General features: G+C 71.8%; 11 protein-coding genes. 3 read left to right on the top strand and 8 right to left on the bottom strand.

Translation table 11 applies throughout. The features are described from left to right. Positions 1 to 6 precede the first annotated feature (6 nt). The gene (locus tag ACZ514_RS07605; protein WP_469124330.1) at positions 7 to 2,907 is read right to left on the bottom strand and encodes a UPF0182 family membrane protein; all 2,901 of its coding nucleotides are present in this window, start codon (positions 2,905 to 2,907) and stop codon (positions 7 to 9) included. Between the two features lie 105 nt (positions 2,908 to 3,012). Here ACZ514_RS07605 and ACZ514_RS07600 point away from each other — a divergent pair, with 105 nt between their 5' ends. Next, entirely contained in the window at positions 3,013 to 3,585 is a 573-nt protein-coding gene (locus ACZ514_RS07600) for a PPA1309 family protein (RefSeq protein WP_468173515.1), read from the top strand. A gap of 37 nt (positions 3,586 to 3,622) precedes the next feature. On the opposite strand, the gene ACZ514_RS07595 is transcribed toward ACZ514_RS07600, so the two are convergent. The 4 genes from ACZ514_RS07595 to ACZ514_RS07580 all read right to left on the bottom strand — a co-directional run bounded on the left by ACZ514_RS07595 (position 3,623) and on the right by ACZ514_RS07580 (position 6,988). Further along, positions 3,623 to 4,711, bottom strand: coding sequence for a YlbL family protein (locus tag ACZ514_RS07595; RefSeq protein ID WP_468696230.1), 1,089 nt, complete (start codon positions 4,709 to 4,711; stop codon positions 3,623 to 3,625). Between the two features lie 164 nt (positions 4,712 to 4,875). Beyond that, complete coding sequence (locus tag ACZ514_RS07590; protein ID WP_125818082.1) at positions 4,876 to 5,073, bottom strand: hypothetical protein; 198 nt, start codon at positions 5,071 to 5,073, stop codon at positions 4,876 to 4,878. 150 nt (positions 5,074 to 5,223) lie between these two features. Next, positions 5,224 to 5,685 (bottom strand): molybdenum cofactor biosynthesis protein MoaE, encoded by a 462-nt coding sequence (locus ACZ514_RS07585; protein ID WP_469124329.1) that lies wholly within the window; start codon positions 5,683 to 5,685, stop codon positions 5,224 to 5,226. Between the two features lie 136 nt (positions 5,686 to 5,821). After that, entirely contained in the window at positions 5,822 to 6,988 is a 1,167-nt protein-coding gene (locus tag ACZ514_RS07580; protein WP_468173521.1) for an SDR family oxidoreductase, read from the bottom strand. A gap of 192 nt (positions 6,989 to 7,180) precedes the next feature. Between ACZ514_RS07580 and ACZ514_RS07575 the strand changes: the two genes are divergently transcribed. Together ACZ514_RS07575 and ACZ514_RS07570 are read left to right on the top strand one after the other, a co-directional pair. Further along, complete coding sequence (locus ACZ514_RS07575) at positions 7,181 to 8,581, top strand: zinc-dependent metalloprotease (RefSeq protein WP_469124328.1); 1,401 nt, start codon at positions 7,181 to 7,183, stop codon at positions 8,579 to 8,581. Next, a complete protein-coding gene (locus ACZ514_RS07570) occupies positions 8,578 to 9,120 on the top strand; it encodes an NUDIX hydrolase (protein WP_468173525.1) in 543 nt (180 codons plus the stop codon). The genes ACZ514_RS07575 and ACZ514_RS07570 overlap by 4 nt, the downstream gene beginning before the upstream one ends. Positions 9,121 to 9,177: 57 nt before the next feature. Here the strand turns inward: ACZ514_RS07570 and ACZ514_RS07565 are convergent, their stop codons facing one another. The 3 genes from ACZ514_RS07565 to ACZ514_RS07555 are packed head-to-tail and all read right to left on the bottom strand — an operon-like array spanning position 9,178 to position 12,391. Further along, positions 9,178 to 9,933, bottom strand: a complete 756-nt coding sequence (locus ACZ514_RS07565) for an AIM24 family protein (RefSeq protein ID WP_468173527.1) — start codon at positions 9,931 to 9,933, stop codon at positions 9,178 to 9,180. Positions 9,934 to 9,950: 17 nt separating this feature from the next. After that, positions 9,951 to 10,631 carry an AIM24 family protein gene (locus tag ACZ514_RS07560; RefSeq protein WP_469124481.1) on the bottom strand — a complete coding sequence of 227 codons (681 nt, stop codon included), beginning with the start codon at positions 10,629 to 10,631 and terminating at the stop codon, positions 9,951 to 9,953. A gap of 29 nt (positions 10,632 to 10,660) precedes the next feature. Beyond that, positions 10,661 to 12,391, bottom strand: a complete 1,731-nt coding sequence (locus ACZ514_RS07555) for a TerD family protein (protein ID WP_469124327.1) — start codon at positions 12,389 to 12,391, stop codon at positions 10,661 to 10,663. Between the last annotated feature and the right edge of the window lie 204 nt (positions 12,392 to 12,595).

Genomic DNA, 12,595 nt, shown 5'->3' with positions numbered 1-12,595 from the left:
CACCGCCTAGCCGCCCGGCTTGGGCGCCGTCAGCTTCGCTTCCGCGTCGATCGCCCGCTTCAGCGCCGCCTGGAGGTCGCTCTGCGCCTTGCCGTACGCGGCCCAGTCGCCCGCCTTCATGGCCTTGTCGGCCTCCTCGACGGCCTTCTGGGCGTCGGCGAGCGCCGCCTTGACCGTCGGGTCCTGCGCGGTGGGCGGGGTGTTCGGGTTCGTCGGCGTGGTGGGCGGGGTCGGGGTGGTGGGCGTGGTCGGGGCCTCCGCTCCGAAGACCACGTTCAGCGCCTTCTCCAGGGTGTCCTCGAAGGCCGTCTGGCCGCCGTAGGTCACCAGCACCTTGCGCAGCAGCGGGTACTTCAGCCCGGAGCTGCGCACGTACACCGGCTCCACGTAGAGCATTCCGCCGTCCATCGGGACCGCGAGCAGGTTGCCGTACTCGATCTCCGAGTCACCGCCGCGCAGCAGCCTGATGGACTCGGCGATCTTGGGTTCCGACTGGAACTTGCTCTGGACCTGGCCGGGGCCGTCCGGCGGCTTGCTGGTCGGCATCTTCAGAATGCGGATCTTGCCGTAGTCCCGGGTACCGGGATCGGCGTTCACCGCCATGAAGGCGCTCAGGTTGGGCCGCTCGTTCGGCGTGAAGGTCGTCGTGAGCGAGAAGACCTGGTCCTTCTCCGGCTGGCCCGGCATCTTCATCGACAGGTAGTACGGCGGGACCGCCGTGCCGGCCTTGGTCGTCGGGTCGTCCGGGACGGCCCACGCCTCACTGCCGCTGAGGAAGGTCTGCGGGTCCGTGACGTGGTACCGGGTCAGCAGCTCGCGCTGGACCTTGAACAGGTCCTGCGGGTAGCGCAGGTGGTCCATGAGCGGCTTGGAGATCTCGCCCTTGGGCTTCACCGTGCCGGGGAAGGCCTTCATCCAGGTCTTCAGGACCGGGTCCTTGGTGTCCCACTGGTACAGGTCCACCGTGCCGTCGTACGCGTCGACGGTCGCCTTCACCGAGTTGCGGATGTAGTTGACCTGGTTCTCCTGGGCGACCACCGCGCGCTGGCTGTTGGTCAGCGAGTCCGCGGTGCTCTGGCCCAGCGTGGTGCGCGAGGCATAGGGGTAGCCGTTCGTCGTCGTGTAGGCGTCGACGATCCACTTGATCCGGCCCTCGATGACGGCCGGGTACGGCGCCCCGTCGATGGTCAGCCAGGGCGCGACGGCCTCGACGCGGTCCTTGGGCGTGCGGTTGTACAGGATCCGCGAGCCCTCGCCGATGGCGCCGGAGTACAGGATCTGCGGCTCGCTGAACGCGAGCGCATAGGCGGCCCGGTTGACCGGGTTGTCCAGGTTGACCCCGGAATCCCCTCGGTAGCTGGTCTCCTTCTCGCCCTTGTCGTCCGAGTAGTCGAGCTCCTTCTGCGGACCGCCGACGATCGAGTACTGCTTCGTCTGCTCGCCGTAGTAGATGCGCTGCTCGAAGTCCGTGCCGAACATCCCCTTGGAGGGCAGGTCGGACTGCGTGAAGTCGGGGGCGCCGTCCTTGACGGTGGTGCCCTTGGCCGCGACCACGCCGTAGCCGTGGGTGTATTTGAAGTGGTCGTTGATCCAGTTGTTCTTCGGGATGCCGCCGATGTTCAGTTCGCGCAGCCCGATGACCGTGTCCTGGCCCGCGTACCGGTCGACCGCCAGGGTGGACGGGAAGCCGTAGTAGCCCTTGACCTGCTGGAGCTGCTGGAAGGCCGGCGAGACGATGTTCGGGTCGAGGAGGCGCAGGCTGGCGGTGGTGTCCGCCACCGGCCGCAGCTTGGTGCGGTCCTCGGTCTGCGGGACGCCCGGGTAGTCCTTGACGTCGGCCCCGTCGATCCCGTACGCGTCGCGCGTCGCCTTGATGTTCTTCTCGACGTACGGGGATTCCTTGGCCTGCTCGTTCGGCTGGACCTGGAACTTCTGCACGATCGCCGGGTACAGCCCGCCGATCAGGATCGCCGAGAGCACCATCAGGCCGAAGCCGATGACCGGCAGCTGCCAGGTGCGCCGCCACAGGGTGGCGAAGAACAGCGCCGCGCAGATCGCGGCGATGGCGACGAGGATCGTCTTCGCCGGCAGGTAGGCGTTGGCGTCGACGTAGCGCAGACCGGCCCAGTTGTCGGCGGCCTTGAAGTCGCTGGACTTCACGGCGAGGCCGTACCGGTCGAGCCAGTACGCGACGGCCTTGAAGGTGACGAACAGGCCGAGCAGCACCGACAGGTGCCCGGTCGCGGCGGCGGTGGCCCGGGCGCCCGGGCTGGTCACGCGCAGTCCGCCGTACAGGTAGTGCACGACGACGGCGGCGATCACCGAGAGCACGGCCGCGGCGAAGCCGAAGCCGAGCAGGAAGCGGTACCAGGGCAGGTCGAACGTGTAGAACGACACGTCCAGGTGGAACTGGGGGTCCTTGCGGCCGAAGGGCACCCCGTTGACGTACATCAGCCAGGTCTTCCACTGGCCCGCCGCCGAGGCACCCGCGATCAGCCCGACGATCGCCGCGACGGCCAGGAGCAGCCACCTCTTGTAGGGGGCGACGCTCATCCGGTAGCGGTCGAGGCTCTGCTGCTCCATCGACATCGCGCTCAGCGGCGGCCGCAGCCGGTACGCCAGCCAGATGTTCAGCCCGACCGCACCCGCCATCAGCAGGCCGAAGACCGCGAAGAGGCCGATCTTGGTCCACAGCGTGGTGGTGAAGACGGAGGAGTACTTGACGGAGCGGAACCAGAGCCAGTCCGTCCAGAATCCGGCGAACATGATGAACGCCATGGCCAGGACGGCTAGGACGCCCAATGTCGTCAGAAGAGTCCGGGCACGCCGGGAGGGGCGGCCGACTCTCATCCGTGGCCCGGAGGGGCCTCCGCCGCGGTCCGGCATCTGGAAAGCCAAGGTGCGCACCTCGAAAGTCGCTGTGTCTGGTCCTGGGCCCACGATCGTAGGGCCCACCCCTGCAACTTACTGAGGCTTTAGTCAGTTCCCGGTATCGGGGGGAAAGGAGGCAGGATGTTGCCCATGTCCAACCTTTCGCCCTCCCCCGGCACCCCCATGGCGGCCAGCCCGCTGACCCGCGCCGTCCTCGAGATCGACGAGTACGCCTCCACCCTCGGCTGGGACAAGCCGGCCCGGCTGTTCGCCCTGGTCGACACGGCCCGGCTGCGCCGGCAGGAGCCCCGGCTCGCCGGTCAGCTCGGCCAGGACCAGGACGACACCGGGAAGAACCAGCTGACCCCGATCGAGCAGGACGAGGTACCGGCCGGGACCCCGCTGGACAAGTTCCTGGGCACCATCGCCTGGCCCGACGCGGTCGTCGGGTGCGCCCTGACGGTGGAGCGGCTGATGCTCCCGCCGTCCGCCGAGGCCTCCGTACCGGAGGGGCTCAACGACAAGCAGCTGGCCAAGTGGGTCGCCGCCCACCCGGAGCGGCAGGAGGTGCGCCTGACGGTGGGCGTGCTGCGCGACGGTTCGCGCGAGTCGGCCGTCCGGCTGCGGGAGAAGGACTCCTCCAGCGAGGTGCTGACCGGCGCGAGCCTGGTGCCGGGCCTGGCCGACGCGCTGGCGGCGACCTTCCTCGTCTAGGTCGTCCGGCGGCCGCCCGGCCGGGGGCGGGGCGCGGTCAGGACGCGGTGCACTTCGGCAGTCCGGCCGTGTCCCCCTTGCGGATCTTCTCCAGTGACGCGGTGGCGTCGCCGATGGTGGAGACCTTCACCAGGGTGAGTCCCCCGGGGGTGTGCCGGGCGGCGGAGGCGCAGTTCTCGGCCGGGGTCAGGAAGTACTCGGCCCCGGCCTTGCGGGCGCCGATGGTCTTCATCTGGATGCCGCCGATGGGGCCGACCTTGCCCTCGTCGTCGATGGTGCCGGTGCCCGCGACGAACTTGCCGCCCGTGAGGTCCTCGGGGGTGAGCTTGTCGACGATGCCGAGGGCGAACATCAGCCCGGCGCTCGGGCCGCCGACGTCGGCGAGCTTGATGTCGATCGAGAACGGGAAGGTGTGGTCGGTACCGGCCCGGATGCCGACGATGGCGTGGCCGTCGTCCTCCGCCTTGCCGGCGGTGATGGTCACCTTCGACGTGCCGGCGGGCTCGCGGCCCGCCTTCTCGGCCTCGGCCGCCTCGGCGGCGGGCACGGTGGTGAACTCGACCGGCTCGCCGGGCTTGTGCTTGGTCACCAGCTTCGCGACGTCCCCGGGGGCGGTCACCGCGGCGCCGTCCACCTCCCGGATCACGTCCCCGGCGTGCAGCTTGCCCTCGGAGGGGCTGCCCTTGACGACGGTGGAGACGACGACGCGGGCGGCGACGGGGATGCCGAGCTGCTTGAGGGCGGCCACCTTGGCGCTCTCCTGCGACTGGCTGAACTCCTCGGCGTTCTCCTGCGTGGATTCCTTGTCCGTCTTGCCGTTCGGGTAGAGGTTCTCGTGCGGCACGACGATGTTGTCGCCGGCCATCCAGCCGTACACCGCTTCCAGCAGGTTCATGTCGTAGTCGGCGCCGGTGACGCGGACCGTGGTCATGTTCAGGTGGCCGCTGGTCGGGTAGGTCGGGCGCCCCGAGATGTTCAGCACCGGCTCGCCGCGCGAGTCGCCCAGTGTGTTCACGGTCGGGCCCGGGCTCATCTCGGAGTACGGGACCTTGATGAAGACGCCCGCGCAGAGCAGCGCGAACAGCACGAGGAAGGAAGCGAGCATCGTCGCGGTGCGGCGTGGCATGGATCGACAGTACGGGACGGCCCGGCCGGGCGGCCCGTGGGGCCGGTCCGTACGGGGCCCGCGGGCGCAGCCTTCACGGAATTCTCAGCGACGCCCTGGTCGGGGGCGTGCGGGACGGGCTGGGGCGGGGCCCGTGGGGACGGGAAAGGGGCTCACGGGACGCGTCAGACGGCGTCGGAACCGGAGTGCGCCTTTTCGTTCGTCCTGGCCCGGTCGGCCCGGTCCATGGCTTCGCGGAACCTGGCGTAGCCGGCCAGTTCGGATATGTCGCCCTGGGTGCGGTCCCGGGCCGCCCAGCTGCCCCATATCGCCGCTCCGATCGCGGCGAACAGCGGAATCAGCAGCCACACCAGTGATGCCATGAAGGTGCCTCCCTGCCCCGAAAGTGCGTGTCGTTGTGGCTTCAACGCTCGTGCCCGGAGGGGGGTTACGCAAATCGGGGGCGTGTCGCGCGGCCGAACGGGGGGGGTGACGCCACCCCCCGGAACGGGCCGTGCGGCCGGAGGCCGGCCTCAGCAGGCGCCGACCCACTCCTCGGTTCCGTCCGCGAAGGTCTGGTGCTTCCAGATCGGCACCTCGTGCTTGAGGTCGTCGATCAGCATGCGGCAGGCCTCGAAGGCCTCGCCCCGGTGCGGGCAGGAGACGGCCACGACCACGGCCAGGTCGCCCACGGCCAGGTCGCCGACGCGGTGCACGGCCGCCAGGGCGCGGACCGGGTACTTCGCCACGACACGGTCCGCGATGCGGCGCATCTCGGCCTCCGCCGTCGGATGGCAGGAGTAGCCGAGCGAGTCGACGTCGGCACCGCCGTCGTGGTTGCGCACCGTCCCCACGAAGAGGGTGGTGCCGCCCGTGGCGTCGTCGCCGACGGCCTGGAAGACCTCGTCGATGGAGAGCGGGGTCTCACGGATCTCGAGCAGCCGGACGGGGTCCTGAGCGGCCTGCTCGCCGGGGTGGTCGAAGTGCGGTGCCATGGTCCCCATCGTGCCCTAGCCGCGGACCCGGTGGAATAGCCGTTTCGCCCGGGGCCCGGCGCTCCGCTTGGGAGCCTCCTACAGGAAACCGCCCCCGTCCCGGCCCGTGACCGGTCCGGGGCCGCGCCCCCGCGGCTCAGAGTCCGCGGCGGCGCCGGGCGCGGCGTACGGCGGCGGCGGCGCCCAGCAGGGCCACCGTCGCACCGGCGGCGCCGGCGGCCGTGGCGGCGTCCTTGCGGCCGAGGCGCCGGCCCGCGACGGTGTGCCGGCCCGCCACCTCCTGGAGCAGTTCGGCCAGCACCTCCTCGTTGGTCCAGCGGGGCCGCCAGCCCGCGGCGTGCAGCCCGCTGACGCTGACCACCCACGGGTGCATGGTGTACGCGAGGTCACCGGCCGGGGACGGGGTGAGGCCGATCCGGTGGAGCCGGGCGGCGGCGCCCAGCGCGACGGCGGAGGGCAGCTCCATGCGGCGGATCCCGCTCAGCTCCTCCACCTCCTCCTGCTCCAGCCAGCCCTCGCAGCCGACGGCCAGCTCGCCCTCGACCTTCTCCAGGGCCGCGTACTCCAGGGCGCTGACGAGGTCCTCCACGTGGCAGAACTGCCAGGTGGGGCGGGACCCGGCCACCACGAGCAGGCGGGGCGACTCGAAGTAGCGGGTCAGGGCGGTGTCGGTGCCGCCGACGAGGACCGCCGGGCGCAGGACGGTCACGTTCAGCCCGGGGTGCGCGCGGGGCGCCCGGCGGCCGAGGCGCTCGATCTCCAGCAGGTCGCCGACGCCGGTGGCCTCGGCGGTGGCACGCAGCTCGGAGTCCTCCGAGAGCGGGATGTCGTTGTCGGGCAGGGCCCCGTAGACCATGGCGGAGGTGCACAGCACGACCCGGTGGACGCCGGCGGCGGCCGCGGCCGTGAGGACGGTCTGGGTGCCGCGCACGTTGTAGGCGGTGCGCGCCGCCGGGTCGGTCTCCAGGTCGAGGTCCAGCGCGAGGTGGACGACCACGTCCGCGCCGCGCAGCTTCTCGGCGATCGCGGGGTCCCGTACGTCCAGGACGTGCCACTGGGCGGCGGCGCAGTCCCCGCGCCGCTCGTCGATGGCGACGACCTGCTTGACCTCGTCGGACGCGGCGAGGCGGCTCACCAGGGCGGCTCCGACGCCCGAGGCGGCGCCGGTCACCGCGATCACGGGGCTGTGCCGGCGGGGGCCGGCCTGGTTTCGCGGCTGGCGAACGCCGGGGGCGCTCTCGTCGTGCTCAGGGCGGATTTCGGCGTCGTGCGGCGCGCGAGCCTGCGGATCTGGGGAACTCACCGGGCGTCTCCAGCGGTTGTCTTCAGTGGGGACGCGCCGTGACGCGTACCCACCAGGTGATGTCCATCCTGCCGCAGCCCAGGACCGGGCGGAGCACCGAGCCCGGAAGCGGGAGTGGTGTCTACGCTGGGTGGTGTTGTCGGACCATCGCCCGCCGGCTCCCGCCGGCGGCCCTACGAGCCGAGGAAACCCGTGAGCGACACCCCATTCGGATTCGGCCTTCCGCCGGAGGAGCCGGAGGACGGCGACAAGGGCAGGAAGGGCGGCCAGGGCGGCCAGGGCGGTCCCGCCGATCCGTTCGGGTTCGGCCCGGGCGGCCTCCCCGGCGGCTTGCCGGGCGGTGCGGAGAATCCCTTCGCCGCGATGTTCGGCTCGATGAACCCGAACGACCTCGGTGCCGCCTTCCAGCAGCTCGGCCAGATGCTGAGCTACGAGGGCGGGCCGGTCAACTGGGACATGGCCAAGGACATCGCCCGCCAGACCGTGGCGCAGGGCACCGCGGACGGGGTCAAGGACGTGAGCGTCGGCGTCGCGGAGAGGTCCGCGGTGCAGGAGGCCGTGCGCCTGGCCGATCTGTGGCTGGACGGTGCGACCTCCCTGCCGTCGGGCGCCAACGCGGCCGTGGCGTGGAGCCGCGCCGAGTGGGTGGAGGCGACCCTTCCGGTGTGGAAGGAGCTCGTGGACCCGGTCGCCGAGCGCGTCGGCGCGGCCATGGGCAGCGTGCTGCCCGAGGAAATGCAGGCGATGGCGGGCCCGCTGCTCGGGATGATGCGCTCCATGGGCGGGGCCATGTTCGGCCAGCAGATCGGTCAGGCCGTGGGCACCCTCGCGGGCGAGGTCGTCGGTTCCACCGACATCGGGCTGCCGCTGGGTCCGGCCGGGCGGGCGGCGCTGCTGCCGCTGAACATCGAGGCCTTCGGCAAGGACCTGGGTGTCCCCTCGGACGAGGTGCGCCTCTACCTGGCGCTGCGCGAGGCGGCCCACGCCCGTCTGTTCGCGCACGTGCCGTGGCTGCGCTCGCACCTGTTCGGGGCGGTCGAGGGTTACGCGCGGGGCATCAAGGTGGACACCTCGAAGCTGGAGGACGTGGTCGGCCAGCTCGACCCGACGAATCCGGAGCAGCTCCAGGAAGCCCTCCAGGGCGGTATGTTCCAGCCGCAGGACACCCCCGAGCAGAAGGCCGCCCTGGCCCGCCTGGAGACGGCGCTCGCGCTGGTCGAGGGCTGGGTGGACGCGGTCGTGCACGAGGCGGCCAAGCCCCGTCTGACCTCGGCCGACGCGATGCGCGAGACCATGCGCCGGCGGCGTGCCTCGGGCGGTCCGGCGGAGCAGACCTTCGCGACGCTGATCGGGCTGGAGCTGCGTCCGCGGCGGCTGCGCGACGCCTCGCGGCTGTGGGCCTCGCTCACCGACGCGCGCGGCGTGGACGGCCGCGACGGGCTGTGGGAGCACCCGGACATGCTGCCGACGGCGTCCGACCTGGACGACCCGGACGGGTTCGTGCACCGCGAGCAGCTGGACTTCTCCGAGATCGACAAGATGCTCGGCGAGGCCGCCGAGCGGCGTGACGAAGAGGGCGACGGCGACAAGTGAGCCTGTACGAGGACGCCGTCCTGGTCCTGAAGGGGTACGAGGGCCGGGACGCGCAGCAGGACGAGCTGCGCGGGGTCTACCTGGAGCACCTGGCCGCCCATCCGGACGGGGTCTACAAGCCCTGCACGGCCGGGCACGTCACGGGCAGCGCGCTGGTGATCGACCCCGTCGGCGGGCGGGTGCTGCTGACCCTGCACAAGAAGCTCGGCATGTGGCTCCAGATGGGCGGGCACTGCGAGCCCGGCGACACCACCCTCGCCGGTGCGGCGATGCGCGAGGCCGTGGAGGAGTCGGGCATCGGCTCGGGCCTGACCCTGGTGGCGGGCGGTCCGGTCCGCCTGGACCGGCATCCGATCCCCGCGCCGTGCAACTGGCACCTGGACGTGCAGTACGCCGTGCTGGCTCCGGCCGGCGCGGAGGCGGAGATCAGCGACGAGTCCCTCGACCTGCGCTGGTTCCCGTACGCGGAGGTGGCGGCGGTGGCCGACACCTCGGTGGTGCGGCTGCTGGAGGCGACCCGGGCGCGGCTGGGCGCGTGACGGTGCGCGGAGGGGGCGGACCCGTACGGATCCGCCCCCTCCGCCGTGCCGGCCGGCTCAGTTCCAGGCGTTGTTCTGGTTCTGGGCCCGCGCGCCGTGCTGGCCGACGCCGTACTGCGCGGCGACGCCCTGTCCGAGCTGGGCGTTCTGCGGGGGCAGCACCTCGCTGGGCTGCACCAGGGCGAAGCCGGTGCCGAGGAAGCTGAGCTCCCAGCCCTCGCCGGTGTTGCCGCGGCGCCGCCACACGCCGGTGGAGTGGGTCTGGGCCTGCATCTGCACGCGCAGCGAGGTGGACCAGGCGACGATCGCGTCGGCGTCGGCGTTGACGTACTTGTCCGGGGTGACCTGCATCATCAGGGGCTGCCCGGAGGTCATGAGGGCGACCTTGCCGCGGCCGGAGATGTTGAGCTGGTACTTGCCGGTGCCGGAGATCCCGTACTGGCTGTCGACGGCGATGACCTCGGTGTGCAGGGTGGAGTCCATGGCGAGGACGTAGGCGCTGTCGACGGTGAGGCCGTCGTGGTCGACGTCGACGACGTGGACGTACTGGGCGAGGTTGGCGAAGTAGACGGTGCCCTGGCCGGAGCAGCGCATCAGGTCGAGGCCCTCGCCGGTGCGGCGGCGGGCGCCCCGCTGGTTGCCGCTCTGGTACTCGCCGTCGAAGTCGACGATCCCCTGGTAGGCGACCATGGCGCCCTTGCGGGCGAGGACGTCGTCGGAGCCGGTCAGGGTGACCCTCAGGAGCTGGGGGTTCTGGACGGCGTAGCGGTCCTGGGACTGCTGTTCGGCGTGGCCGAAAAGTGAGCTCTGCATGATGTGTCCGCTCCCCCTCAGCCCCGGGTCCGGAGCCGGTCGGTGCTGTCCTCGCTGGGCTGTACGACGACGATCCCCTGGCCGGAGAAGGCCATCTGGTAGGCCTCCCCGCTGCCCCGGCCGATCATCGACGAGGCCTTGAAGCTGCGCTTCCCCTTGACCTTGAGGTTCGGGGACCAGGCGACGAGCGCGTCCGGGTCGACGTACGTCTCGTCCTCGCCGCGGCCGCAGTCGACCACGACCGGGGTGCCGCGGGAGGTGACCGCGACCCAGCCGGTGCCGGCGACCTGGACGTTGAACAGGCCCTGGCCGGCGAACTTGGCCATGCCCTTGACCCGCTCGACGCCCCACTGGAGGTGGGCGTCGAAGGCGAGCAGGTTGGTGCCGTTGACGGAGAGGGCTTCGTTGTTGAGGTTGATGCAGACGACGTCGGCGCCGTAGTCGGCGAGGTAGAGCAGGCCGTCGCCGGTGCACTTCATCAGGGGCGCGCCCTCGCCGGTCAGCCACTGGGAGGCCATCTGGCGGACGGCCGGCGGGTTGGGCTCGTACTGGACGAAGCCCTCGTAGGCGACCATCGATCCGGTGCGGGCGAAGAGGTCCTGGCCGCTCTGCATGGCGACCTTGAGCATGGCGCGGCCGTGGTTCTCCATGCGGGCCGTGACGGGGGTCGGGGCGTAGCCCGCGAGCTGCTGGTTCATTGCGTTCATGGCGTTCATGTGGGGCTCCCTCAGACCTCGTACGGCTGGACGACGATGAAGTTGCCGGGGGCGCCGCGGAACTGGAGGTTCACGGTCTCCCCGCTGTGGCCCGGGTAGGCGTTGCGGCGCAGCCGGACCTGGCTGGAAATGATCACCTGTGAGGCGGCCGACCAGGCGACGATGGCGTTGCTGTCCGCGAAGGTGGTGGGGGTCACGGGCAGGACGACGGGCACGCCGTGCGTCTTGACGACGACGGTGCCGGTGCCCTGGAACAGCATGGTGAACAGGGCGCCGCCGGGGATGCCGTGGCCCTCGATGCGGCGGACCTCGTGCTGGAGGGACTCGTCGAAGGCGAGGACGCTCTCGGCGGACACGCAGATGCCGTCGCCCTGGAGCTCGATGGCGTGCAGGTGGGCGCCGTTCTCGGCGAGGAAGACCTGGCCACGGCCGGTGCAGCGCATCAGCTGCATCTCCTGGCCGGTGGCGTTGCCGACGATGCGGCCGGCGAAGCCCGCCCCCTTGTAGCTGAAGTCGACCTTGCCCTGGTACAGGACCATGCTGCCCTGGCGGGCGAGGACGGCCTGACCGCCCATCGCGAGGTCGACCCGCATGAGCTGCTGGTTCTGCGGGGTCCAGCGGGCGCCGGTGGGGGCCTCCTTGTACGGCTGGAGGGCGGCGGCGAGGCCGGGGCCGGCCGCGGTGGGCTGCGGGGCGTGGCCGTAGGGGGCCTGCTGGCCGTACGGCGGCTGCTGGCCGTAGGGCGCCTGCGGAGCGCCGGGCTGCTGGCCCGGGATCTGGCCGTACGAGGGCTGCGGCTGCTGTCCGTAGGGCGCGGGCGCGGGGGCCTGCGGCGGGAGCTGGCCGCCGTACGAGGGCTGCGGCTGCTGCCCGTACGCGGGCTGGCCGGGCTGCTGCGGCGGGTGGGGCGGCTGGCCGTACGGGGCCGCCGGGGCGGGCGCGCCGAGCGGGGCGACCATGGTGGGGGCGGAGTACACGGGCGCGGGGGCCGGGGGCTGCTGCTGCGGCTGCGGGGCCGGCGGCTGCTGGGCCGGGGGCTGCTGCTGCGGCGGGGCGAACGGAGCGGGGGCGGGCGGCTGCTGGACCGGGGCGCCGAAGGAGGGGGCCGGGGCCTGCGGAGCAGGCGCGGCGGCCTGCGGCGGCGGGGCGAATCCGGGCGCGGCGGCCTGCGGCTGGGCCGGGGCCTGGGCCTGCGGCTCGGGCTGCGCCGCCTCCTCGGCGACCTCGCCGCCGAAGTTCTGCAGCAGCGCGGCGAGCCCGCCGTCGAAGCCCTGGCCGACGGCGGCGAAGCGCCACACGTCCTTGCGGTAGAAGTCGCCGATCATCAGCGCGCGTTCGGTGCTGAACTCCGCGCCGGTGAACGAGTACCGGACGACTTCCTCGCCGCCGGCCACGATCCGGATGTAGCCGGGGCCGATCTGCGACATCTGGCCGGGGCCGTCGAGGGTGGCGCTGAAGGACAGCTTGTGGATGGACGCGGGCACCTGGTCGAGGGTCACCCGGAAGGATTCGGTGTCCCCGGCCTGCGGGCCGAGCTGCTGGATCGACTCCTCGGGCGACTTCGGCTGGTTGTAGAAGACGAAGTAGCGGTCGTCCGACAGCCGCTCGTCGGCGTCGAGGCCGAAGCAGCTGATGTCGAAGGTGAGTCCGGGCCCGGCGATCTGGACGCCCACGTACAGATCGGTGCCCGCCGTCAGATCACTGATCTTGGCCTTGTGGCCGCGTTGGAATTCCCTGGCCATGTGTCCGACCGTCCCCCATCCCGACTCCGACTGCGTGCGCCGCCGGCTGCGCGCTGCCCGGTTGAATGCGTGAGTGCTGTTAGTTCTGTCAGTGCTGTCAGTGCTGCGTGTCCTGCGAACGCCGTGTCCAGCGCGAACGCCGGTGTCCACCGCGAACGCCGTGTCCAGCGCGAACGCCGTGTCCAGCGCGAACGCCGTGGGTGC

It is taken from the genome of Streptomyces sp. NPDC034086, assembly GCF_055575515.1.
This window is presented reverse-complemented; position numbering and strand designations above follow the sequence as displayed.